Genomic DNA, 23,561 nt, shown 5'->3' with positions numbered 1-23,561 from the left:
AAACATGAGCGAAAAACCTATATTCAATGTTTACTGCGACGAAAGCTGCCATCTTGAAAATGACGGCCAGCCCATCATGGTTTTGGGTGCAGCATGGTGTCCGCAAGACGAGGCACGCCGGATCGGTGCCGAGTTGCGTGACATCAAAGCGCGTTACAACGCCAGGGGTGAACTCAAGTGGGCAAAAGTATCTGCCTCTCGTTTGCCGTTTTATATTGAGTTGGTGGATTGGTTTTTGGCAGAGGCTCCTTTGCATTACCGTGGGTTGGTTGTTCGCAATAAGCAGGCCTTGAATCACGACGCCTTCAATCAGGGTGACCATGATCTGTTTTATTACAAAATGCAATTTTCGTTGCTGAGCAAAATCTTGTCGCCAGACAGCCAGTACGCGATCTACCTTGACATCAAGGACACGCAGGGCAGAAATAAGCTCAAGCGGCTCAAAGATGTGCTTTGCAACAACGTGTATGACTTCACCAGTGAAATGGTTCGCCATGTTCAGAACGTGCATTCGCACGAGATGGAGATCATGCAGGTGACGGATTTCCTGACGGGCGCGTTGGCGTATCGTCACAGGGCGCTGTCGTCCAACACAGCCAAAGTGGCGGTGATAGAACACTTGGAAAAAAAGCTGGGGCGCAGCTTGTTGACATCCACATCCCTGGCTGAGCAAAAGTTGAATGTGTTCCTGTTCACACCAAGGAGCGCATGAGCATGTCCGTGCCTGCTTGGTTACCGCCGATGTTCGTCATGTCACCTTGGTCAGACGAGGTGATGGAGCGCTTGTACGCCATTTTTCGTACAGATTTTGTTATCAATCCCGTCACATACCAAGGATGCCGTGTTTGGTTCTTCCCGGAAATGGAAAGGGGCAAGGAGCTGATCTTCTGGCACCTTGTGGAGCGTGAAGATCCTCCCCGCTCTGGGATTCGTTTGCCAGATTTTCGACGTGCTGAAAGGTTGACTTGGGCGCGTCCAACGCTGCTGAATCACACCGATCCGGCCGTGCTCGCTTGGGATTTTGAAGAGGGCGCGAGTGACATACGCACGTACGTCTGGCTCAAGGACTTGGATTATGTGGTGGTGATGAAGCGTTACTCAGATGGTGCCCGCAGGCTTATCACCGCTTACTGGATTGACTACCCAAGCAAGAGGAAAACCTTGCAGTCCAAATATGCTCGGCGCTTATAAATACGGCTCGCCAAAAGAAAAGGCCAACGCACATGGCGTTGGCCCAGCTCCTTCAGCCTTGGGCTGATGAGTAACCCGTGATTATATACAGTTGCGCTGTCACTACAAGAAATTTTTCAATGACCCCGCTCACCCTGATCGAAAAAGCTGGCCACGACCATGGCTTTGAGCATGTGCTGCCCGCCAGCAGCTGGGTGATTACATGGGATCAGCTGCACATGAGAGGCATCACATGATTCCCCAATCAGAATCCCTCACCGTTGAATTCAAAAGCGACCGCAAACGCCTACCGGATGCTGAACTGGTCGAAGCTTTGGTGTGCCTGGCCAACACCGAGGGCGGCGAGTTGTGGCTCGGGGTGGAGGACGATGGGCAAGCCACGGGCCTGCATGCCGAGCACATGGTGCTGACGGGTTTGGCGGGCATGGTGGCGGCGCGCACGTCGCCCGCTTTGCATGTGAGGGTGGAGGCGCTTCAAGTGGATGGTGTACCCGTGGCCAAAATCACCGTGCCCAAAGCGCAGGGCGAGGTGGCCACGCAAGCGGGCGTGTATGTGCGCCGCCGCATCAAGCACGACGGCACGCCCGAGTGTGTGCCCATGCTGCCGCACGAGCGCATCAGCCGCGCCAGCAGTTTTGGTTTGGTGGATGTGTCGGCCCAGCCAGTTGCGGGTTGCACCTTGGCCGACTTTGACCCGCTTGAGCGCGAGCGCCTGCGCCAAGCGGTGCAGCAATACGGTGGCGACCGTGTGTTGTTGGAGCTGGACGACGAGGCCATGGATGGCGCACTGGGCTTGACGCAGCGTTTGGCCGATGGCACCCGTGTGCCCACGCTGACTGGCTTGTTGTTGATTGGGCGCGAGTCGGTGCTGCAGCAGCGCGTGGCCACCCACGAGCTGGCTTTTCAGGTGCTGGCGCAGCAGGCGGTGCGCTTCAACGAGTTTCGGCGCTTTCCATTGCTCAAGGCGCTGGATTGGCTGGAGACCAACTTTCGCCCCTACAACCCCGAGCAGGAGTTGCAAGTGGGCTTGTTCCGTGTGCCGGTGCCCTTGGTGGACATGGCCGCGTTTCGCGAGGCGGTGGCCAATGCCCTGATACACCGCGACTACCACCGCATGGGCGCAGTGCATGTGCGGCTGGAGGACGATGCCTTGGTGATCAGCAACCCCGGCGGCTTGGTAGACGGCGTAACGCTGGCCAACCTGCTGGTGACCGAGCCACGCCCCCGCAACCGCGCCCTGGCCGATGCCATGAAGCGCATTGGCGTGGTGGAGCGTTCCGGTCGCGGCGTGGACACCATTTACCGGGGCATGCTGAAGTTTGGTCGCCCCGCGCCAGACTATGGCCGCACCGACCTTCACAACGTGGTGCTGAGCCTGCCGACGGTGCCCGCCGATGTGGCGTTCAGGCGCATGGTGGTGGACGCTGAGCGCAACCGCAACGCCGAGCTGCCCATTGATTCACTGATCGCCCTGGCCGCTTTGCGTGAGTTCAAGCGCCTGTCGGCCGACGCGTTGGCCAAGCACATTCAGCGTGACGCGGCCAGCGCCAAGCGCACGCTGGAAGCGCTGACCGAAGCCGGTTTGGTAGAGGCGCACGGCAACACCCGTGGCCGCAGCTATACGTTGACTGCGGCCGTGTATTCGGTGGTGAGCGACAAGGCGGCTTACACCCGGCAAGTAGGGTTTGGGCCCATTCAGCACGAGCAGATGTTGCTGAGCTACATCCGTCAGCACGGGCAGATCAAGCGGGCTGAGGTGATGGAGTTGTGTCGCCTGACGGAAGGGCAGGTCAAGCGGCTGTTGCAAAGAATGCTGGCTGCTGGGCAAATTGTCATGCGCGGACAAGGAAAAACGACCGCCTATGTGGAGCCAAAGTGACCCGCAAGCCATTTGATTCGGATCATTTGCGGATCATTTGCGGATCATTTGCGGATCATTTGCGGATTATTAAATTTCGATAAGTCATTGATTTTTATAGTTATTTTCAAAATTCCACGTTGTCTAGGTCCTTGCGGATCAAAATAAACGGGGGTTTTTTCCGGACATATGACACCTCTCAAACGCGCCCTGATCGAAAAAGCGGGTCACGACCACGGTTTTGAACACACCGTGTCTGCAATGGGCACTGCCGTGACTTTGGGCTCGGCCCGCCACCCCGCCAAAGCCGAGGTGTCTTGGGCTCAGCAGGGCTACGCCATGGCCCTTGTGCAAGGCCCGGCCACTTTGCCTTCCGAGCTGGCTCGCAGCTTTGCCGACTGGCCCCGTGCAGGCGATGCCTACGTGGCCACTACCGATGCGCAATTGGCCCAGTGGCTGCATCGGGCAGCTGTGCTGGCCCAGTCCCTGCCCAATCAGGCGGCGGTGGATTTTGATGCGCAGGTGCAGCAGGCATTGGCCGAGCTGCCTGCAGCCGACAGCCTGAGCACCGAGGTGCAGCGCTTGGTGCGCCAGCGTGTGGGTCAAGACCGTTACCGCCAGGCCATGCTTGACTACTGGGGCGGCGCTTGCGCAGTCACCGGACTGTCGCTGGCCCCGGCCTTGCGTGCCAGCCACGCCAAGCCTTGGGCCGACTGCACCACAGACGCCGAGCGCTTAGACGTCTTCAACGGCTTTTTGCTCAGCGCCAACTTGGATGCGCTGTTTGACAAGTTTTTGATCTCGTTCAGTGATGCAGGTGAGTTGCTGGTCGGCAGTTCAGTGTCCTTGGCCGATAGACATTTGCTGGGGCTGTCCAATGGCCTCAAGCTGCGTTGGCTTGCGCCTGGACATGCCCCATATTTGCTGTATCACCGCGACCAGTTCCAAACCGTGAATGCTTGGATGGCCTGAAACTCCTACCCTTTTCCCCCAATGCCCAGGCCTTTGGCCTTGTAGCTGCTGCACGCTGTACATTCGCTGGCGCGCATTGAGATGCACTCAGACACATTCAAATTTTCAGGGACTTTTTTCATGACACCACGTCCATCCACCCCATGCGCCTCAGCTTGGGTGCGCACCGCCTGCATGAGTGCGGTGTTTGCCTCATTGGGGCTTGCCCAAGCAGCCTGGGCGCAAAGCACCGATTTGTCGGCTTGCATGGTTGAGTTGCGCCCTGCAGCACGCAGCGGCAAAGTGAGCGACGCCACCTGGGCGCGCCACACGGCTGGCTTGCAAGCCGACTTCAGCGTGATCGAGAAGCTGAACTTTCAGCCCGAATTTCGCACTGCTATTTGGGACTACATGTCGGCGCTGGTGGACGAAGAACGCGTGGCCGATGGCGCGGCGCGTTTGGCCCAGCACCGCCCAGCGTTGGCGCGTGCCGAAGAGCGCTTTGGCGTGGACCCGGCCACGGTGGTGGCGGTGTGGGGCGTGGAGAGCAATTTTGGCCAGACCTTTGGCAAATACCCGCTGGTGCAGGCGCTGGGCACCTTGTCGTGCCACGGGCGGCGGCAAAGCTATTTCAGAGGCGAATTTTTTGCGGCGCTGCGCATTTTGCAAGCCGGACACATCGCGCCCGAGCGCTTGGTGGGCTCGTGGGCGGGGGCCTTTGGCCACACCCAGTTCATGCCCACCACCTTTGAACGCTTGGCGGTGGACTTTGATGGCGACGGACGCGCCGACCTGATGGACAGCAGTGTGGACGCGCTGGGATCTACCGCCAACTTTTTGGCCCGTGCGGGCTGGCAGCGCGGCCTGCCTTGGGGCATTGAGGTCAAGCTGCCTGCTGGCTTGTCATTGGCCGGAGAAGGCCGCCGCACCAAGCGCCCGGTGTCTGAATGGACTGCCCGTGGCGTGCGCCGGGTGGACGGCTCGGCCTTGCCAGAAAGCTTGGGCAACGTGGGCTTGCTGACGCTCGCTGGTGCCAACGGTCCGGCGTTTTTGGTGACGCGCAATTTTGACACGCTCTACAGCTACAACGCCGCCGAAAGCTACGGCCTGGCGATTGCCCATCTGAGCGACCGCCTGCGCGGCGGTGGCCCATTTGTCACACCCTGGCCGACCGACGACGCGGGTCTGTCACGCGCCGAGCGGCGCGAGTTGCAGGGCTTGCTCACGATGCGCGGCCACGACATCGGCCCCATCGACGGCATGCTGGGCGACGCATCGCGCCAAGCGATCCGCGCCGAACAACAGCGCCTGGGCCATGAGGCAAATGGCCGTGGCGGCCAAAAAATCCTCAAGGCCCTGCGAGGCGGTTGAGCTCAGGCGGTCAGCGGCAAAGCCCGCTGCCGCTTGCCCGTGAGGGCAAACAGCGCGTTGCCCACGGCCGGTGCCAGCGGGGGTACAGCCGGTTCGCCCACGCCTGCAGGGTGGCGGGTGCTGGGCACGATGTGGGTTTGCACCACCGGGGTCTGGCTGAGCGAGACCATGGGGTAGGTGGGGAAGTTGCCTTGTTGCACCACGCCGTCCACGATGTCGATCTTGCCAAAGAGTGCCGCGCTCAAACCGTAGACCACGCTGCTTTCCATTTGCTGGGCCACGGTGCCGGGGTTGACCACGGTGCCGCAGTCAATCGCGCAGACCACGCGGTGCACGCGGATCTGGCCGTCGGCAAGGGACACTTCGGCCACTTGCGCCACGATGGAGCCAAACGATTCGTGCAAGGCAATGCCGCGCGCACGGCCTGCAGGTAGCGGCGTGCTCCAAGCCGCTTTGTCCGCCGCCAACTGCAAAACAGCTGCGTAACGCGGTGCGTCTTTCAGCAGTTTCAAGCGGAAGGCCAGTGGGTCTTGTTTCGTGGCAGCCGCCAGTTCGTCGATGAAGCTTTCCGAGAAGAAGGCGTTGTGCGAATGGCCAACCGAGCGCCAAAAGCCCACCGGCACGCCAGACTTCGTGGCCACATGGCTCATGTGCTGGCTGGCAAAACCGTAGGGCAAATCGAACAGGCCTTCGGACGCGGTTTTGTCGGGCATGTCGATGGGGCCCGACAGGTGGGGCGCTGCACGCGCCATCCAGCGCGGGGTGATGGCGTCACCGGCCGACTTGATGCGCAAACTGGTGACTTCACCTTTCTCGTCCAGCGAAGCCTGGAACTTGGCCAAGTGCATGGGGCGGTAAAAGTCGTGCTTCATGTCTTCTTCGCGCGACCAGCTCAGTTGCACCGGTTTACCCTCGCAGGCCATGGCCACTTGCACCGCTTGGCCGATGAAGTCGACGTCCAGACGACGACCGAAACCACCACCCAATTGGGTGACGTGGACAGTAACTTGGTCTTTGTCGACCTTGGCCACTTTGGCGGCCATGTCGCGGGCCATTTGCGGCACTTGCGTGGGCACCCAGATCTCGACCTTGCCATTTTTGACCTGCGCGGTGCAGTTCATCGGCTCCATGGTGGCGTGGGCCAGATAAGGCGCTTGGTACAGCGCGTCGATGCGGGTGGTGGCAGCTTTTTCGGCTTGGGTGGGCACGCCTTGTTCATGGAAGGTGAAGCCGCTGTCTTCGTTCAAAGCCTTGAGCAAGTCGGCCTGGATGCGCTGGGTGTCTACTGCGCCCGTGGCAGGGGCTTGCCACTGCACTTTGACGGCCTGCACGCCTTGGCGTGCGTGCCAAGTGGTTTGTCCCACCACGGCCAAGCCTGCGGTGCCGCCACCCCAGGCGTCCAGCGGCACAACTTTGGACACACCCTTCAGGGTCAATGCGTCTTTCGTGTCCATGGACGCAGCGCTGCCACCGATCATTGGACACATCTGCACAGCGGCAAACAGCATGCCAGGCAGACGCACGTCCAAGCCGAACGTGGCTTGGCCTGTGACTTTGGACGGGATGTCGGTGCGCGGCGCGGCTTGACCGATGAGTTGCCACTTCTGGCGCGATTTGGTTTGGATGCCCGAGGGCGTGCTGCCCGAAGCAGCGGCCACCATCTGGCCGTAGTGCGCGGACTGGCCTGAGGCGTGTTGCATCACGCCCTGCGCGACAGTGATTTCGCTCACAGGCACTTTCCATGCGGCCGCAGCGGCTTGTACTAAACTGGCGCGCGCCGTGGCAGCGGCCATGCGCAGAGGGTCCCACAGGTCGGCAACCGACGACGAGCCGCCGGTGGCGTTGAGGCCCAGTTCGCGGGCGACTTTGCCCACCAGCCATTCGCCCATCTTGATCTTGGTGGGCTTGTGCTCGCCTTCGCTGTCCAGCGGGTGAAAAGGCAGGCTGGCGACCAGCATGGCCACGTTGCCGTAAATGCTGTCGCCACCGGCTTGCTCCAGACGCACGCGGTTCAGAGGCACATCGAGTTCTTCGGCCACCAGCATGGCCAGCGCCGTGTGCACGCCTTGGCCCATTTCGCTGCGAGGCATGGCCAGCACCACGGCGCCGTCGGCAGCGATCTTGATCCAGCCGTTCAGGGCGACATCGCCTTGGGTTGGGAGCATGAGTTCGGGTGAACCTAAACGTGATCGGGCGGGCATCACGCCCCAGCCGACGACCAATGCGCCGGTCGCGCCGAGCGCGCTGAGTAACCAAGTGCGGCGTTTCATGCGGCACCGCCTTTCTTCATTTGCGCAGCAGCGCGGTGGATGGCGGCGCGCACGCGCTGGTAAGTGCCGCAGCGGCACAGATTGGTCATGGCGGCGTCAATGTCGGCGTCGCTGGGGTTGGGGTTTTTGTCGAGCAGGGCGGCCGCTGCCATCAGCATGCCGCTTTGGCAGTAGCCGCATTGGGGCACTTGCTCGGCGATCCAGGCCGCTTGGAGTGGGTGAGGCTTTTCTGCCGTGCCCAAGGACTCGATGGTTTTGATCGCTTGATTGGCCACCGCCGACACGGGCATCACGCACGAGCGCACGGGCTGGCCGTCGATGTGCACGGTGCAGGCCCCACAAGCGGCCACGCCGCAGCCGAATTTGGTTCCGGTGAGGTTCAATTCATCGCGCAGCACCCAAAGCAAGGGCATGCTCGGGTCGGCGGTTGAGGTGCGGCTTTGGCCGTTGATGTTCAGTTGCACGGAGTCTCCCGGGAATGTAGCTGGTGCAAGATGTTAACGGTCTTGCGCAAGAACTTGACGTGCAGGAGTGACTTGTCCCTGTAGGAGCGACGCCCTCGTCGCGAAAAGCCTTGCAGACCACAAGTCATCGCCCCGAGGGCGGGGCTCCCACAACATGCATCTCGCCAAGAGCTGGGCTCCTTTTCCCTGTAGGAGCGACGCCCTCGTCGCGAAAAGCCGTGCAGACCACAAGCCATTGCCCCGAGGGCGGGGCTCCCACAACATGCATCTCGCCAAGAGCTGGGCTCCTTTTCCCTGTAGGAGCGACGCCCTCGTCGCGAAAAGCCGTGCAGACCACAAGCCATTGCCCCGAGGGTGGGGCTCCCACAACATGCATCTCGCCAAGAGCTGGGCTCCTTTTCCCTGTAGGAGCGACGCCCTCGTCGCGAAAAGCCTTGCAGACCACAAGCCATCGCCCCGAGGGCGGGGCTCCCACAACATGCATCTCGCCAAGAGCTGGGCTCCTTTTCCCTGTAGGAGCGACGCCCTCGTCGCGAAAAGCAGTGCAGACCACAAGCCATCGCCCCGGGGGTGGGGCTCCCACAGACATCAATGTCCCTTCTGGGAGGTCGCCCGCGCTGCGCTCTGGCGGTCACAGCTGCGTGCGCAGCGTCCAAATTTCGGGGAACAGCACGGTGTCCAGCATCTTGCGCAGATAACTCACGCCACCCGTGCCACCGGTGCCGCGCTTGAAGCCGATCACGCGCTCCACCGTGGTCACATGCCGAAAGCGCCACAGACGAAAAGCGTCTTCCAGGTCGGTCAGTTCTTCGCCCAGTTGGTACAGGTCCCAGTGCTGCTTGGGGTCGCGGTAGACCTCCAACCACGCGGTTTCCACCGCCTCGCTGGCCGGATAGGGCTGGCGCCAGTCGCGTTGGGTGTGGCTGTCGGGTACGGGCAGGCCACGCCGTTTCAAAAGACGCAAGCACTCGTCGTACAGCGATGGCGCTTCGTAGGCGGCTTGCACGATGGCCGACAGGTCAGGGCGGTGCGCGTGCGGCTGCAGCATGGCGGCGTTTTTGTTGCCCATCGAAAACTCGATGCAGCGGTATTGCCAGCTCTGAAAGCCGCTGGACTGCGCGAGGTAGGGGCGGATGGCGCTGTACTCGGGTGGCGTCATGGTGGCCAGCACATCCCAGGCGTGGACCAGCTGTTCCATGATGCGACTCACACGCGCCAGTTTCTTGAAGGCATCGGGCAGTTCATCGGTGGCGATGCTGGCCATGGCGGCGCGCAGCTCGTGCAGCATCAGCTTCATCCACAACTCACTGGTCTGGTGCTGCACGATGAACAGCATCTCGTTGTGGTCGGGGGAGAGCGGCTTTTGGGCGTTCAGGATGGCGTCGAGTTGCAGGTAGTCGCCGTAGCTCATGCGGCCGTCAAAGTCGAGCTGGGCGTGCTCTTCTTGCACGATGCGCTCGCCAGCTGCGATGGGTTGGGCGGTGTCAGTGCTCTGGGCGTGCTCAGGTGCAGAAGCGTGAAATGGACAGGAACTCATGTGGGGCCCTTCAAGTGACGGCATGTTTTTGGGCAAAGCGGGCGTCTTGCCATTCGCCGCTTTGCATGACCTGGCACAGGTGCTCGGCCGCGTGCCAGACGTCGGCGTAACCGATGTACAGCGGCGTGAAGCCAAAACGCAAGATGTCGGCGTGCTGGCCGCCATCGCCCGCACGAAAGTCACCGATCACGCCGCGCGCGATCAGGGCCTGGACGATGGCGTAGGCGCCATCGGCTCGTGTCAGGCTCACTTGAGAGCCGCGCAGGGCTTCGTCAGCCGGTGTGGCGATGCCAAAGCCGTGGCCGTGCAAGCGCGTGCGCACCAGCTGCATGAACAGACCCGTGAGGGCCAATGACTTTTGGCGCAGTGCAGCCATGCCGCCCAGCGCTTCGGCGCTCAAAAAAGCGTCCAGGCCACAGTCGAGCGCGGTGAGGCTCAGGATAGGCTGGGTACCGCACTGGTAGCGGGTGATGCCTTTGGCGGGTTGGTAATCGGGCGTGAAGGCAAACGGTGCGGCATGGCCCCACCACCCGGCCAGCGGTTGCCAGAAGCGGTCGGTGTGTTGGGGGTGCACCCACACAAAGGCGGGTGCGCCGGGGCCACCGTTCAGGTATTTGTAGCCGCAGCCCACCGCAAAGTCGGCCCCTGAGCCGTTCAGATCAACGGGCACCGCGCCTGCGCTGTGCGCCAAGTCCCACACCGTGAGGATGCCTTGCGCGTGCGCCATGGCGGTGACGGCTTGCATGTCGTGCATGGCGCCGGTGCGGTAGTTCACATGGGTGAGCATGAGCACCGCCACATCGGCTTGCAGGGCGGCGGCGATCTCGTCTGCCTCGACCAGTTGCAGGGTGAATCCTCGTTCTTTGCACAGGGCTTCTGCGATGTAGAGGTCGGTGGGGAAGTTGCTGCGTTCGCTGACGATTTTGGTTTTGTGCGGCTGGTCAGCGGCGGCGATGTGCAGCGCGGCGGCCAGCACTTTGAACAGGTTGATCGAGGTGCTGTCGGCGGCCACCACTTCGCCGGCCTGGGCACCGATGACGCGGGCAATTTTGTCGCCCACGCGCTGGGGCAGGGTGAACCAGCCTGCGGTGTTCCAGCTTTTGATCAAATCTTGCCCCCATTCGTGGGTGACGGCTTGGGCCACGCGGGCCGGGGCGGTTTTGGGCATCACGCCCAGCGAGTTGCCGTCCAGGTAGATCACGCCAGCGGGCAGGTCAAATTGTTCGCGCAATGAACGCAAAGGGTCTTGCGCGTCCAGCAGTTCGCAGTCTTGCAAAGAAGGGGTGAGGTTCATCATGGGGTGGTCTTTCAAGTGGTGTTCAAAGTTCGCGCAAGACCGCACGCACCGGGCTGGCGTCGGCGGTCATGAGTTTGAGGGGCAGGGCGATCAGCTCGTAATCGCCTTCGGGCACATCGTCGAGCAGCAGGTTTTCCAGCACGCGCAAGCCGCGCTGGCGGATCACCTGGTGGCTGGGCAATTGCTTGCTGTCTGCTGGGTCGATGCTGGCGCTGTCGGTGCCAATCAGCAGCACGCCCAGATCGGCCAGGTGCTGCACGCAGGCGGGGTCAAAGCCGGTGAGCTGGGTGTCGAACTGCGTGAGCGGCAACTGGCGGTACGTGCGCACGAGCACGCGTGGGGGCAGATCTGACAGGGCATGCTGCAAGTGCGCGAGGGTGATCAGTGGGCCTGCGTCCAGCGCATGGATGATGCGGCAACGGCCCAGAAAGGGCAGCAGGTCCAAAGCGCCCACGGCCGCACCCTGAGGGTCGTAGTGCAGTGGCGCATCGGCATGTGCGCCCACATGCGGCGACATCGTGATGGCGCTCACGTTGACGGGGCAGGTGTCCGAGAGCGTGGCGGCCCATTGCTGGGTGTAAGGCGTGTCGCCCGGAAACACCGGGCTGCTGGCCTGCACAGGTGGGGAAATGTCCCAAAGTTTTTTCATGGTGTGCGAAGGTAGCACCCCACAAAAACCCGTGGTGTCGGTTATTTCCAACACCCGGGAAAAAGACTTCAGGGGTTCAGTAAAGGCAGGCCGTGGCGGCGGCGCGCTTGTTCGCAGGCGGGGCTGCCTTCTTCAAATTCACGACAGGGCGAGGGCCGCCATTCGTAAATGCCGCAAATGGCTTTCTCGCCCGTTTTGCCATAGAGCGCGGCGCAGCGCGGCGGGCTGTGGTCGGTGCCGCGCATGCGGCAGGTGTGCTCGGTGATGGGCGAGGCCAGCCCAGCGGGCACATCCCCGCCGCCTTCTTCGTATTCGTACACGGAAAAGTCCACCCGAAAGCTCACGCAGCAAGCGCCGCAGGTGGTGCAGGCGCTCATGGCGATGTGGCTCGGGCGAGTTGGGCGATGCGCCGCAGCAGGCGCTGGCGGATCAGACCACTGACCGGACGGATGGCGAACCAATAGGGCGCGAAGCGGCGGCGCTGTGCCTCGTCGGGGCAATGCACGCGGGTGTGTGTCAGCAAATGGCAGCTGTGATCGCCCAAGGGTTCCACACAGACATTGAGCACCAGCCTCGGTTGGTCGATCATGGCGGCAAATTCTTCCGCATTGGCAACAGGGCATAGCCCGTAATCCAGTTGCCAGAAGCGGCCAGCCAGACCAAAGGCGACTTCCGCGTTGGGCACTTGACCCAGCAGCGTAAAACTGTGAAAGCCAAAGGGTTGTGATGGCAGGGCGTTCCGTGACAGGCCTAGCGCACGCAAAAAGCGACCGGGCACTTCGCGAAGCGCAATCGCTTGGTTGATCAGTGGGTCTTGCGTGCTGAGGCCTGGAAGGATGCTGGCGTAAGCGTGAGCGGGCGTCACACCATCCAGCACCAAGGCGTGTTGTTCACTGAACTGCCATTGCGGGAGAAGCCGTTCGATCAGTTCCATACATTTCTGTGATCAATCAACCCGGCCCAAGAGCAAAAACTCCATGAGTGCCTTTTGCACATGCATGCGGTTTTCGGCTTCGTCCCACACAACCGATTGCGGGCCGTCGATGACTTCGGCGCTGACTTCTTCGCCGCGATGGGCGGGCAGGCAGTGCATGAACAGGGCATCAGGCTTGGCCACTTGCATCATGGCTTCGTTGACGCACCAGTTGGCAAAGGCTTTTTTGCGCGCTTCGTTTTCGGCTTCGTAACCCATGCTGGTCCACACGTCGGTGGTGACCAGATCGGCACCCCGGCAGGCTTCGAGCGGGTCGCTGAACAGCTTGAAGTTGGCCTTGCCTTTGAGGGCAGCCACGGTTTCATTGACTTCGTAGCCGCTGGGGGTGCTCACATGGACCGTGAAGCCCAGCAACTCGGCTGCTTGCAGCCAGGTGTTGGCCATGTTGTTGCCGTCGCCGACCCAGGCCACCACCTTGCCCGTGATCGAACCGCGGTGCTCGATGTAGGTGAAGATGTCGGCCAGGATTTGGCAGGGGTGGAATTCGTTGGTCAGGCCGTTGATGACGGGCACACGCGAGTGCGAGGCAAAGCGCTCGATCTTGTCTTGGCCATAGGTGCGGATCATGACGATGTCGGTCATGCGGCTGATCACACGCGCACTGTCTTCGATGGGCTCGGAGCGGCCGAGCTGGCTGTCACCGGTGGTCAGGTGCACCACCGAGCCGCCCAGTTGGTACATGCCCGCTTCAAAGCTCACGCGGGTGCGGGTGCTGGCTTTTTCAAAAATCATCGCCAGCGTGCGGTCGGCCAGTGGGTGGTATTTTTCGTAGGCTTTGAACTTGCGTTTGATTTCGGCGGCACGCGTCAGGACGTGCGCGTATTCGTCGGCGCTCAGGTCGGTGAACTGCAGGTAGTGCCGAACAGGCACGGGGGACTGAAGGCTCATGCTTGTTCTGCCAAAAAGGTTTTGATCAGCGGCAAGAGGATGGCCAGCACCTCGTCCGCTTCGGCGGTGGTCATGATCAGGGGGGGCAAGAGGCGCACCACGGTGTCGGCAGTCACGTTGATGATCAGGCCCGCGTCGGCGGCTTGCTTGAGCAGCACACCGCAGGGGCGATCGAATTCGATGCCGATCATCAGTCCTTGGCCACGGATTTCCTTGACGCCCTTGAGTCCGCCCAATGCAGCGGTCAGCTGGTCGTGGAAGTGAGCGCCCAGGCGGGCGGCGTTGCCCAGCAGGTCGTCTTTTTCCATGATGCGGATGGTTTCCACACCGGCACGCATGGCCAGCGGGTTGCCGCCGAAGGTGGTGCCGTGGTTGCCGGGCTGGAAGATGTTGGCGGCCTTGGGGCCGGCCACCACCGCGCCAATCGGCACGCCCGAGCCCAGTCCTTTGGCCAGCGGCATGACGTCGGGCACGATGCCTGCCCACTGGTGGGCAAACCATTTGCCGGTGCGGCCAATGCCGCACTGCACTTCGTCGATCATCAAGAGCCAGTCTTGCTGGTCACACAGGGCGCGCACGTCGCGCAGGTAATCGGCGCGCATGGGGTTGATGCCGCCTTCGCCCTGGATGGTTTCAAAGAACACGGCCACGACATCGGGGTCGTTCAAAGTGGCTTTTTTCAGGGCCTCGATGTCGTTGAGCGGCACCCGCACAAAACCTTCGAGCAAGGGGCCAAAGCCTTGCTGCAGTTTCACATTGGCTGTGGCGCTGAGCGTGGCGATGCTGCGGCCATGGAAGGCTTTTTCGTAGACGACGATCTTGGGGTTGGTGATGCCTTTGTCGTGGCCGAACTTGCGAGCGAGCTTGATGGCCGCTTCGTTGGCTTCCAGGCCCGAGTTGCAAAAGAACACATTCGTCATGCCCGACAACTCCACCAGCTTGGCCGCCAGAACTTCGGCGTTGGGCACATGGAAATAGTTGCAGGTGTGGATGATCTTGCTGATTTGGTCCTGAAGTGCGGGGGCAAACTCTGGGTGGTTGTGGCCCAGGGTGTTCACGGCAATACCGGCCAATGCGTCGAGGTACTCCTTGCCATTGACGTCCCAAACTCGGCAACCCTGACCATGGCTGAGTGCAATCGGCAGTCGGCCATAGGTGTTCATGGTGTGCGGTGAGGCGGCTTCAATGAAAGCGGGCATGCGTGAACTCCTGAAATAAAAAGCGGCCCAACGAAGAGGGCCGTTGAAACGAGATTTTAGAGGCAGAACGGCGCAGCTTGAGCGCAGCGCTTGCGGCGGCTTATTGGCGAGCGTCTGACTGGCTCAAGTCTTATATAAGATACAATACTCGGGTAAACCAGTGCTCGGCGATCCCGGTCACTGGAAAGTCTTCACTCACACCTCTATCCGATGGTTTCCAACAACGCCAAAGAAGTTTTCATCCAGGGCATCACCCAGGATGGCAGAACATTCCGCCCCAGCGACTGGGCCGAACGTTTGGCAGGTGTGATGAGCCCATTTCGCCCCGGCGGCGCAACGCCGGGCAGCCACCTCAGTTATTCGCCCTGGTGCATTCCCACCACATTGGGCGGCGTCAAATGTGTGGTGGTTCACCGCGATTTGCGTGAATACGATGTCATGGCTTGGGACTTCGTCATGAACTTCGCCCGTGACAATGGCCTGCAAGTGGCAGAAGCTTGTTTGTTGCCTGACCCGCCGTCAGCCAAATAATTCCAGCACAAAATCCAACTGCTTTCGGGCGGTTTTTATGGTGTCAATACAGCCATTGAGCAGAGGTGCGGGCTGTCGTGGGCGCTGATTTCATGAACTTGCGAATCATGCGGCGTACAACGTCACCTTCACCCCAGCAAACCAAAGCCACAAATGAAAAAACCGCCCGAAGGCGGTTTTTATTTCGCTGACAGCGCACCCGTTTCAAACGGCGGCCAGGTGACCCGGCCGGGCTGTTGATCTTTGAAAGCGGATCAGGCTGCAGCCAGGGCCAAGCCCTTGACTTTGGCGCTCAGGCGGCTCTTGTCACGAGCAGCCTTGTTTTTGTGGAAGATGCCTTTGTCAGCAATCGTGTCCACGACGGTTTGCATTTTGGCAAACAGTTCAGTGGCTTTGGTTTTGTCGCCAGCCAGAACAGCCTTTTCGACGTTCTTGACAGCGGTGCGGTATTTGGAGCGCAGCGAAGAGTTCGCGGCGTTGATCTTGACGTCTTGACGGACGCGTTTGCGGCCGGAGGCAAGGCGGGGGTTCTTTTTCTTGGGCTTGGCTGATGCCATGATGATTTCCTTTGGGGGTCTGAGGATGTTGTCGGCGAACCCAGCATTCTAGCAGTAATCAGGAACTTCTGATGCACCGGGGGCTGGCACAAAAGCAGCAAGAACTGCTTGCAGTACACCCGAGCAGGTCAACATGGGTCGCTACACTCTCGGGACAATGAGCCTTCTTCGTTCTGCCTCTATCGTTTCTCTGTTTACCCTGGCCTCGCGGGTCACTGGTTTGGTGCGTGAGTTGTTGATTGCTTCGGCTTTCGGAGCCAGTGCATTGACCGATGCCTTCAATGTGGCGTTTCGCATACCCAATCTGTTTCGTCGCTTGTTTGCCGAGGGGGCCTTCAGTCAGGCGTTTGTGCCGGTTTTGGCCGCCAGCCGTGCCCAGCATGGCGATGAGGTGACGAAGGAGGTCATCGACAGTGTGGCCACGGCACTGGGCTGGACAGTGCTGGTTTTGTCTTTGGTCGGTGTTTTGGCTTCCCCGTGGCTGGTTTGGGCTTTGGCCAGCGGCTTGCAGCAAGACCCCCGCGGGTACAACGCTGCGGTGCAGATGACGCGCTGGATGTTTCCTTACATCGGCTTCATGTCCATGGTGGCGCTGGCGGCGGGTATTTTGAATACCTGGAGGCGTTTTGCCGTGCCTGCGGCCACACCCGTCTTACTCAATATGAGTGTGATTGCTGCAGCCTGGTGGTTGGCGCCTTGGTTGTCCGTGCAAGGCATTGAGGCTGTATTTGCCTTGCCCGCGGGTGTCATGTTGGGCGGCTTGTTGCAACTGCTGGTTCAAATTCCGGTTCTCAGCCGTCTGGGTTTGATGCCGCGTCTGGGGTCGACGCCATCGGCCATTCGTCACGCTTGGCAAAGTCCGGCCACACGCAACATTTTGCGGTTGATGGCGCCCGCATTGCTGGGTGTGGGTGTGGCGCAAATTTCTTTGCTGATCAACACCCAAATCGCCTCGCATCTGGCGCCTGGCAGTGTCAGTTGGTTGACTTACGCCGACCGTTTGATGGAATTTCCCACCGCCATGCTGGGAGTGGCTTTGGGTGTGGTGCTGATGCCGCAATTGGCAGCCGCCAAAGCCACTGGCGACATCGAGCGCTATGCCGCCATGCTCGATTGGGGTCTGCGTTTGGTGGTTTTGCTGGCCTTGCCTTGCGCAGCCGCTTTGCTGGTTTTTTCGGAACCCTTGGTAGCCGTGCTCTACCATTACGGCGCTTTCAGCGCGCGCGATGTGCAGCAAACCACATTGGCTTTGACGGGTTACGGCGTCGGTTTGCTGGGTTTGGTGGCCATCAAGGTGTTGGCGCCAGGGTATTACGCCAGCCAGGACATTCGCACGCCGGTGAAAATTGCTGTGGTGGTGTTGGTGGTCACCCAGCTGCTGAATTTGGCCCTGGTGCCTTTCCTGGCGCATGCCGGTCTGGCCTTGTCCATTGGTTTGGGCGCATTGGTAAATGCAGCCTGGTTGTTATGGGGCTTGTTGCAGCGGGGCAGTTACAAGCCCCAGCCCGGTTGGTTGCGGTTTGCGTTGCAAGTGATGATGGCGACGGCCTTGTTGATGGGTTTTCTGTGGTGGGCGGCACATGATCTGCCTTGGGTGGCGATGCGCGAACACACAGGCCAGCGCATGGGCTGGATGGTGGCGGTTTTGCTGGCTTCTGCCTTGTTGTATTTTGGCGCCTTGTGGGCCTCGGGCTTGCGGCATCGTGCTTTCCTCAAACGGTAAGCGTGGAGCGATCAACATGAAATTGAACCTGGAACCTCCGTCGCCCTTGGCCTATTTCGCGAGCCTGGTGCAAAGCGATGAGCATTTCCCCGTGCTGGAGGCGGCGGCGAGTTTGGCGCAAGACGAAGAGCCAGAGCTGGATGTGCAGCATGTGTTGGACGATGTGGAGCGCCTGCTCAAGCGGGTCAAGGCCAGCTTGCCGGTGGATGCCAATGATCTGACGCGCCTGGCCATTTTGTCCCAGGTGTTTTACAAAGACATGGGTTTTGGCGCCAACGCCAATGACTATTACGCGCCCGAGAACAGCTATTTGCATGAGGTGCTGCGCACGCGCCGGGGCATTCCGATTTCCCTCGCTGTCATTTGGCTGGAGTTGGCGGCGGGCCTCAATTTGCGTGCGCAGGGCATTTCGTTTCCGGGGCACTTTCTGGTCAAGATCACGCTTTTGGGCGGTTTGGTTGTGCTTGATCCGTTAACGGGTGAATCCTTGGGCATTGACAACTTGGCCGAACGCTTGGGGCCTTACCGTGATGACATCGATTGGGCCGCGGGTGCCGACCTGGACGATGGGGAAACACCTTTGGGTTTGTACTTGCAGGCCTGTCCAGCGCGTGATTTGTTGGCGCGCATGCTGCGCAATCTCAAGGAAATCTTCCGTGCGCAAGAAGACTGGCCGCGCATGTTGCAGGTGCTCAACAGGCTGGTGATTTTGTTGCCCGAATCCTGGACCGAGGTGCGTGACCGTGGATTGGTGCATGCCGAGCTGGGCCATTGCGCTGAGGCCAAGCAGGATTTGCAGACTTACCTGGATGCCCAACCCCAGGCATCCGACCAGACCGCGCTGAGGCATCGCATCAGCGAACTCTCAGGCGGTTGATTTTTTGCGGGGGTCAGGCCACCACCACTTGCTCACCTGTGTCTTGTGGGGCAATCACGCCGATGGTGTAGACCTGTTCACCGGCTGCACGCAAGGTGGCGGCACAAGCCTCGGCTTCGGCGGCGTCGATCACCACCACCATGCCGATGCCGTTGTTGAAGGTGCGGTTCATCTCGATGTCGTCGATACCTGCGGTTTTTTGCAACCAGGCAAACAACTCGGTCTTGGGCCAGCTGCCTTTTTGCAGGTGCGCGGCCAGGCCATCGGGCAGCACGCGGGGGATGTTCTCCAGCAAGCCACCGCCGGTGATGTGGGCCAGTGCTTTGATCGGGTGTTTGGCCAGCGCAGCCAACACATTCAACACGTACAGACGGGTGGGCTCCATCAGTGCTTGCTTGAAAGGCTTGCCGTCCAGGGTGGCGGGGGCATTGGCACCTGCGCGCTCGATGCACTTGCGCACCAGGCTGAATCCATTGGAGTGCACGCCGCTCGACGCCAGGCCCAGCACCACGTCACCGGCTTTCACGTTCTGCCCGGTGAGGATTTTGGATTTTTCGACGGCGCCGACCGCAAAACCAGCCAGGTCGTATTCGCCAGCGGGGTACATGCCGGGCATCTCGGCGGTTTCGCCGCCGATCAGGGCGCAGCCCGACAGCTCGCAACCCTTGGCAATGCCGCCGACCACGGCAGCGGCGGTATCCACGTCGAGCTTGCCGCAGGCAAAGTAGTCGAGGAAGAACAGGGGCTCGGCGCCTTGCACCAACACGTCGTTCACGCTCATGGCCACCAGGTCGATGCCCACGGTGTCGTGCATGTTCCATTCAAACGCCAGCTTGAGCTTGGTGCCCACGCCGTCGGTGCCGCTCACCAGCACTGGCTCTTTGTAACGCTTGGGCACTTCAAACAGGGCGCCAAAGCCGCCGATGCCGGCCAGCACGCCTTCGCGCATGGTTTTCTTGGCCAGGGGCTTGATGCGCTCGACCAGCGCGTCGCCCGCAACGATGTCAACGCCTGCGTCTTTGTAGGAAAGGGGTGTGTGGCTCATGGTTTTGGCCCGAAGCGGGCAGTTAAATAGGGGGCAGGGGGGCCAATAAACGGGCTGGCAGACTAAAATCAACGCTTATTTTAAGGGTTGACCCTAGACCTTCGGCCAATCCTTCCACAAAAGACGAGACGATCTTGCAAGCTTCTTTCCCATTTTCGATGACCCGCTTGGCCGCATGGCTGGGCTTGGCTTTGCTGGCTGTGCTTGTTTTCTGGTTGCTGGCGCCTGTGTTGACCCCCTTTGTGGTGGCGGCCGTGCTGGCTTATGTGTTGCATCCCCTGGTGCTCAAAATGGAGACGCTGTTTCGCGGCCGCATACATCGGGTGGTGATAGTGATTTGCGTAGAAGGCCTGGCCTTGTTGGCATTGCTGAGCATTTTCCTATTGCTGGCGCCTATCTTGGTACGTGCATGGCCTTTGCTCAAGCAGCAGCTGCCGTTGCTCTTTGACAAACTGGGTGTGGTCATCAACCCGTGGCTTGAGCAATTGGGCTTGCATGTGTCTTTGGATGTGCAAGACCTCAAGGATCAGTTGATGGATTACCTCACTGCCAACCGAGAAGACTGGTGGGCACCTCTGATGTCCTCCCTCAAATTGGGAGGCAGCACCGCCTTGGCCCTGGTGGGACATGTGGTGCTGGTGCCGGTGGCTTTGTTTTACATGCTGTATGACTGGTCCCGGTTGGTTGATTCGTTCATCGAATTGGTGCCCCCTGCCTGGCGCAGCCTTGTCGATCAGTTCATGAGTGACAGTGACAAGGTCCTGGGTGAGTATTTGCGCGGTCAGATGTTGGTCATGCTGTCTTTGGCGGCGTATTACGCGGTGGGTTTGAGTTTGTTTGGTTTGGACCTGGCGTTGCCGATAGGTGTTTTTACTGGGCTGGCTGTGTTTGTACCTTACTTGGGTTTTGGCATGGGGCTGGTGTTGGCCTTGCTGGCGGGCTTGCTGCAGTTTGCGTCATCTCAGGCCCTGCTCATGGTGGCTGTGGTGTTTGGCTTGGGGCAATTGCTTGAGAGTTTTGTGCTCACCCCGCGTTTGGTGGGGGAGCGTATTGGCTTGCATCCGCTGACGGTCATTTTGGCCTTGATGGCCTTTGGGCAATTGATGGGCTTTGTTGGCGTGTTGATCGCCTTGCCTGCCAGTGCCGTGTTGCTGGTGGCGCTGAGAGGCTTGCGGCTGCGTTATTTGGACAGCAGCTTGTACCAAAATAGCGGTACTGTACAGAGTGAGAAAGGCGCTGATCAGGCATGAAGCAACTCGCTTTGGACATCGGCCTGGCCTCAGTACCGACGCTTGACAATTTTTTTGCAGGCTCCAATGTCGCTGCATTGGAGCATTTGCGTTTGTGGACTGCAGGCGGCACGCGGGCGCCTGTGCCCAGCTACCTGTGGGGTGAAAGCGGATCAGGAAAAACCCATTTGTTGCAAGCCGTTCACCATGTTCTGAGAGAGCAGGGCGCGCAGGTAGGCTGGCTCGATGCCCAGACCATGAATCCGCCAGAGTTCAATGAAGCTTGGTCGGCGGTGTTGATGGACGATGTGCATTTGTACGATTCGGAGCAACAGCACTCGGCATTCAACTGGTTTGTCAATGCGCTCACGCCGCGCAGGGGCGCCCCCCGCTGGGTGCTGGCTGCTGGGGCTCTGCCACCAGCCGATTTGAAGTTGCGCGACGATTTGCGCACCCGTTTGGGCTGGGGGCATGTGCATGCGCTGCGTGTGCTGGACGAACCCGAGCGCCGCGCTGTATTGCGCCAGGAGGCGGATGCTCGGGGCCTTTTTTTGAGCGATGAGGTCATGTCTTACATGCTCAAACGCTTTTCGCGTGATCTGGGCAGTTTGATGCAGTTGTTGGATCATCTGGATCAATTTGCCTTGCAAACGCAGCGCGCCCTGACCATTCCGCTGGTCCGAGCCATGCTGGAGAATGAATGAAACTTGCCTTGTTTGACCTCGATCACACGCTGCTGCCGATCGATTCTGATCACACCTGGGGGGTGTTCACGACCGAGTTGGGCTGGAATGACCCTGCCGTGTTCAGTCAACGCAACGACGAGTTTTATGCCCACTACCAAGCTGGCACGCTCGATATTCATGACTATGTGCGCTTTGCGACGCAAGCGGCACGCGAGCGCGGCGCGGCCCAGGCAGCGCAGGCGCATGCGCGCTACATGGATGAAGTGATCCGGCCCCGCATCATGCCCGAAGCGCGGGCACTGGTTAAGTCGCACCAACACGCCGGAGACACGGTAATGATCGTGACGGCCACCAATGAGTTTGTGACCCGACCGATTGCCCAGGCATTTGGCGTGAGCGAGTTGATTGCCGTGGAACTCGAAAGGGATAGCACGGGTTGGATCACTGGCGAGATTCAAGGCACGCCCTCATTCCAGGAGGGCAAAGTCACCCGGGTTGCCCAATGGCTGGCCGCGCGTGGCCTGGACTGGGGCGATGTGGAGATGAGTTTTTACTCGGACTCCATGAACGATCTGCCTCTTTTGGAAAAAGCCCACCATCCGGTGGCAACGAACCCTGACGCTCGGTTGCGTCAACTGGCCACAGAGCGTGGCTGGCGCATCCTCGAACTGTTTCAAGAATGATCAAAAAATTCATCACCAAGCTGCTGGGCAAACCGGCTGGCGGCAGCAAGCCCCAATTCGGACGTCGCACCGAAGTGCCCGCATCGGTTCATGGCATTGACCCTCAATTGGTGGACGAGCGTGCGGTGAACGTGGTGAGCACCTTGCAGCAAGCCGGATTTGAGGCCTACATCGTGGGCGGTGCCGTGCGCGATTTGCTCTTGGGCTTGCGGCCCAAAGACTTTGATGTGGCCACCGATGCCACGCCGGAACAGGTCAAAGGGCTGTTCCGCCGGGCCTTCATCATTGGCCGACGTTTTCGCATCGTGCACGTGGTGTACGGGCGTGGCCGTGAACACGAGGTGATCGAGGTCTCGACTTTCCGTGCGCATCTGGACAATGCGGCCGCCGAGCAGGTCAAGGGCAATGAACGCACCAGCAAGCGCCAGCTCGAAGGCATGAAGCATGCTGTGGATTCGACAGGCCGTGTGTTGCGCGACAACGTTTGGGGGCCGCAAGACGAGGACGCCACACGCCGCGACTTCACGGTCAATGCGATGTATTACGACCCTCAGTCGCAAATCGTGGTGGACTACCACGGTGGTATCCAGGATGCCAAAAAGCACACGATCCGCATGATTGGTGACCCAGCCACCCGTTACCGCGAAGACCCGGTGCGCATCATCCGCGCTGTGCGTTTCGCGGCCAAACTGAGCCCCTTGGGCTTCAAGCTGGAGAGCAAAACGGCCAAACCCCTGGTGGAGGCCAAAGCCTTGCTGGCCGATGTGCCGCAAAGTCGCTTGTTTGACGAGATGCTCAAACTGCTGCAAACCGGCCACGCCTTGGCCTCGATTGAGCAGCTCAAACATCTGGGCTTGGCCAAAGGCATTTACCCCCTGCTCGATGTGGTGGTGGAGCGTGCGGACAGTGCTTTTGTCAAAGGCGCCCTGGCTGACACCGATCGGCGTGTGGGCGAGGGCAAACCGGTGGCCCCGAGCTTTTTGCTGGCGTGCGTGCTCTGGGCCGATGTGCGCGATGGCTGGGCGCAACGCCTGGCCCGCAAGGAACATCCTTATCCGGCGCTTCAGGATGCGATTGATGAGGTGTTTGACGCCCGCATTGGCGATGTCTCGGGACGCGGCAAATTGGCCGCCGACATGCGTGAAATCTGGATGATGCAGCCGCGCTTTGAAAAACGTGTAGGCGCCACCCCTTTCAGCCTGGTGGAGCAGCCGCGCTTTCGGGCCGGGTTTGACTTCCTGCGCCTGCGTGCCGATGTGCAGGAGGTGGATGAGCGCCTGTCCGACTGGTGGCAGGAGTTCAGCATGGCCAGCGATGCCGAGCGTGAGGATCTGGTCAATGCGGCCAAAGCCGAACAATCGGCCAAACCCAAGGTGCGTCGTGCCCCCAAACCGGAAGGCGCAGCTGCTGCCCGCGCACCCGCGCCCAAGACTGCACCGGGTCCTTCGCCCGATCTGGGCGAGGCCGCCGATGACGAGGCAGCGCCGAAGAAACGCCGCCGTCGCCGTCGCAAACCCGATGGGGAGCAGGGCGGCCCCACGGGCAGCGCAGAATAAGTTTC

The 23,561-nt window shown here is 60.5% G+C and carries 23 protein-coding genes; 12 read left to right on the top strand and 11 right to left on the bottom strand.

Going from position 1 to position 23,561, the window contains the following annotated elements:
• The first annotated feature begins 4 nt into the window (after positions 1-4).
• The 5 genes from B9Z51_RS03105 to B9Z51_RS03085 all read left to right on the top strand — a co-directional run bounded on the left by B9Z51_RS03105 (position 5) and on the right by B9Z51_RS03085 (position 5,371).
• Positions 5-712: a DUF3800 domain-containing protein gene (locus B9Z51_RS03105; protein ID WP_108371681.1), complete on the top strand. Its 708-nt coding sequence runs from the start codon at positions 5-7 to the stop codon at positions 710-712.
• Positions 713-714: 2 nt separating this feature from the next.
• Positions 715-1,191: a hypothetical protein gene (locus B9Z51_RS03100; protein WP_199227430.1), complete on the top strand. Its 477-nt coding sequence runs from the start codon at positions 715-717 to the stop codon at positions 1,189-1,191.
• Positions 1,192-1,423: 232 nt separating this feature from the next.
• Complete coding sequence (locus B9Z51_RS03095; RefSeq protein WP_108371677.1) at positions 1,424-3,070, top strand: DNA glycosylase AlkZ-like family protein; 1,647 nt, start codon at positions 1,424-1,426, stop codon at positions 3,068-3,070.
• 168 nt (positions 3,071-3,238) lie between these two features.
• The gene (locus tag B9Z51_RS03090; protein ID WP_108371674.1) at positions 3,239-4,021 is read left to right on the top strand and encodes an HNH endonuclease; all 783 of its coding nucleotides are present in this window, start codon (positions 3,239-3,241) and stop codon (positions 4,019-4,021) included.
• A gap of 120 nt (positions 4,022-4,141) precedes the next feature.
• Positions 4,142-5,371 (top strand): lytic murein transglycosylase, encoded by a 1,230-nt coding sequence (locus B9Z51_RS03085; protein ID WP_108372672.1) that lies wholly within the window; start codon positions 4,142-4,144, stop codon positions 5,369-5,371.
• A gap of 2 nt (positions 5,372-5,373) precedes the next feature.
• On the opposite strand, the gene B9Z51_RS03080 is transcribed toward B9Z51_RS03085, so the two are convergent.
• The 9 genes from B9Z51_RS03080 to B9Z51_RS03035 all read right to left on the bottom strand — a co-directional run bounded on the left by B9Z51_RS03080 (position 5,374) and on the right by B9Z51_RS03035 (position 14,669).
• Complete coding sequence (locus B9Z51_RS03080) at positions 5,374-7,641, bottom strand: xanthine dehydrogenase family protein molybdopterin-binding subunit (RefSeq protein WP_108371672.1); 2,268 nt, start codon at positions 7,639-7,641, stop codon at positions 5,374-5,376.
• On the bottom strand, positions 7,638-8,105 hold the full coding sequence (locus B9Z51_RS03075; protein ID WP_108371671.1) for a (2Fe-2S)-binding protein: 468 nt from the start codon (positions 8,103-8,105) through the stop codon (positions 7,638-7,640). The genes B9Z51_RS03080 and B9Z51_RS03075 overlap by 4 nt, the downstream gene beginning before the upstream one ends.
• A gap of 631 nt (positions 8,106-8,736) precedes the next feature.
• Positions 8,737-9,642 (bottom strand): tryptophan 2,3-dioxygenase, encoded by a 906-nt coding sequence (kynA, locus tag B9Z51_RS03065; protein WP_108371667.1) that lies wholly within the window; start codon positions 9,640-9,642, stop codon positions 8,737-8,739.
• 10 nt (positions 9,643-9,652) lie between these two features.
• A complete protein-coding gene (gene kynU / locus B9Z51_RS03060; protein WP_199227429.1) occupies positions 9,653-10,939 on the bottom strand; it encodes a kynureninase in 1,287 nt (428 codons plus the stop codon).
• A gap of 22 nt (positions 10,940-10,961) precedes the next feature.
• Positions 10,962-11,588, bottom strand: coding sequence for an arylformamidase (gene kynB, locus B9Z51_RS03055; protein ID WP_108371666.1), 627 nt, complete (start codon positions 11,586-11,588; stop codon positions 10,962-10,964).
• 68 nt (positions 11,589-11,656) lie between these two features.
• Positions 11,657-11,965 (bottom strand): YkgJ family cysteine cluster protein, encoded by a 309-nt coding sequence (locus B9Z51_RS03050; protein WP_108371664.1) that lies wholly within the window; start codon positions 11,963-11,965, stop codon positions 11,657-11,659.
• Entirely contained in the window at positions 11,962-12,522 is a 561-nt protein-coding gene (locus tag B9Z51_RS03045) for a hypothetical protein (protein ID WP_108371662.1), read from the bottom strand. The genes B9Z51_RS03050 and B9Z51_RS03045 overlap by 4 nt, the downstream gene beginning before the upstream one ends.
• Before the next feature lie 12 nt (positions 12,523-12,534).
• Positions 12,535-13,470 carry an ornithine carbamoyltransferase gene (argF, locus tag B9Z51_RS03040; protein WP_108371660.1) on the bottom strand — a complete coding sequence of 312 codons (936 nt, stop codon included), beginning with the start codon at positions 13,468-13,470 and terminating at the stop codon, positions 12,535-12,537.
• Positions 13,467-14,669 (bottom strand): aspartate aminotransferase family protein, encoded by a 1,203-nt coding sequence (locus B9Z51_RS03035; RefSeq protein WP_108371658.1) that lies wholly within the window; start codon positions 14,667-14,669, stop codon positions 13,467-13,469. Before B9Z51_RS03035 ends, argF begins: the two co-directional genes overlap by 4 nt.
• A gap of 210 nt (positions 14,670-14,879) precedes the next feature.
• Here B9Z51_RS03035 and B9Z51_RS03030 point away from each other — a divergent pair, with 210 nt between their 5' ends.
• Positions 14,880-15,200: a DUF3579 domain-containing protein gene (locus tag B9Z51_RS03030; protein ID WP_108371656.1), complete on the top strand. Its 321-nt coding sequence runs from the start codon at positions 14,880-14,882 to the stop codon at positions 15,198-15,200.
• 254 nt (positions 15,201-15,454) lie between these two features.
• Here the strand turns inward: B9Z51_RS03030 and rpsT are convergent, their stop codons facing one another.
• A complete protein-coding gene (gene rpsT, locus B9Z51_RS03025; RefSeq protein WP_108371654.1) occupies positions 15,455-15,757 on the bottom strand; it encodes a 30S ribosomal protein S20 in 303 nt (100 codons plus the stop codon).
• 157 nt (positions 15,758-15,914) lie between these two features.
• Between rpsT and murJ the strand changes: the two genes are divergently transcribed.
• Together murJ and B9Z51_RS03015 are read left to right on the top strand one after the other, a co-directional pair.
• A complete protein-coding gene (gene murJ / locus B9Z51_RS03020) occupies positions 15,915-17,480 on the top strand; it encodes a murein biosynthesis integral membrane protein MurJ (RefSeq protein WP_108371652.1) in 1,566 nt (521 codons plus the stop codon).
• A gap of 16 nt (positions 17,481-17,496) precedes the next feature.
• Positions 17,497-18,357 (top strand): SirB1 family protein, encoded by an 861-nt coding sequence (locus B9Z51_RS03015; protein ID WP_108371650.1) that lies wholly within the window; start codon positions 17,497-17,499, stop codon positions 18,355-18,357.
• Positions 18,358-18,370: 13 nt separating this feature from the next.
• Here the strand turns inward: B9Z51_RS03015 and purM are convergent, their stop codons facing one another.
• Entirely contained in the window at positions 18,371-19,402 is a 1,032-nt protein-coding gene (gene purM, locus B9Z51_RS03010; RefSeq protein WP_108371649.1) for a phosphoribosylformylglycinamidine cyclo-ligase, read from the bottom strand.
• A gap of 158 nt (positions 19,403-19,560) precedes the next feature.
• Here purM and B9Z51_RS03005 point away from each other — a divergent pair, with 158 nt between their 5' ends.
• The 4 genes from B9Z51_RS03005 to pcnB are packed head-to-tail and all read left to right on the top strand — an operon-like array spanning position 19,561 to position 23,556.
• Complete coding sequence (locus tag B9Z51_RS03005; protein WP_108371647.1) at positions 19,561-20,652, top strand: AI-2E family transporter; 1,092 nt, start codon at positions 19,561-19,563, stop codon at positions 20,650-20,652.
• Positions 20,649-21,335, top strand: a complete 687-nt coding sequence (hda, locus tag B9Z51_RS03000; RefSeq protein WP_108371645.1) for a DnaA regulatory inactivator Hda — start codon at positions 20,649-20,651, stop codon at positions 21,333-21,335. Before B9Z51_RS03005 ends, hda begins: the two co-directional genes overlap by 4 nt.
• A complete protein-coding gene (locus B9Z51_RS02995) occupies positions 21,332-22,000 on the top strand; it encodes an HAD family phosphatase (protein WP_108371643.1) in 669 nt (222 codons plus the stop codon). The genes hda and B9Z51_RS02995 overlap by 4 nt, the downstream gene beginning before the upstream one ends.
• Entirely contained in the window at positions 21,997-23,556 is a 1,560-nt protein-coding gene (gene pcnB, locus B9Z51_RS02990; protein ID WP_108371641.1) for a polynucleotide adenylyltransferase PcnB, read from the top strand. Before B9Z51_RS02995 ends, pcnB begins: the two co-directional genes overlap by 4 nt.
• Positions 23,557-23,561: the final 5 nt, after the last annotated feature.

Origin of the sequence: Limnohabitans sp. T6-5, from assembly GCF_003063315.1 — a bacterium.
GTDB lineage: Bacteria > Pseudomonadota > Gammaproteobacteria > Burkholderiales > Burkholderiaceae_C > Limnohabitans_A.
Note: the sequence above shows the minus strand (reverse complement) of the source record. Positions and strands in the feature narration are given on the sequence as shown.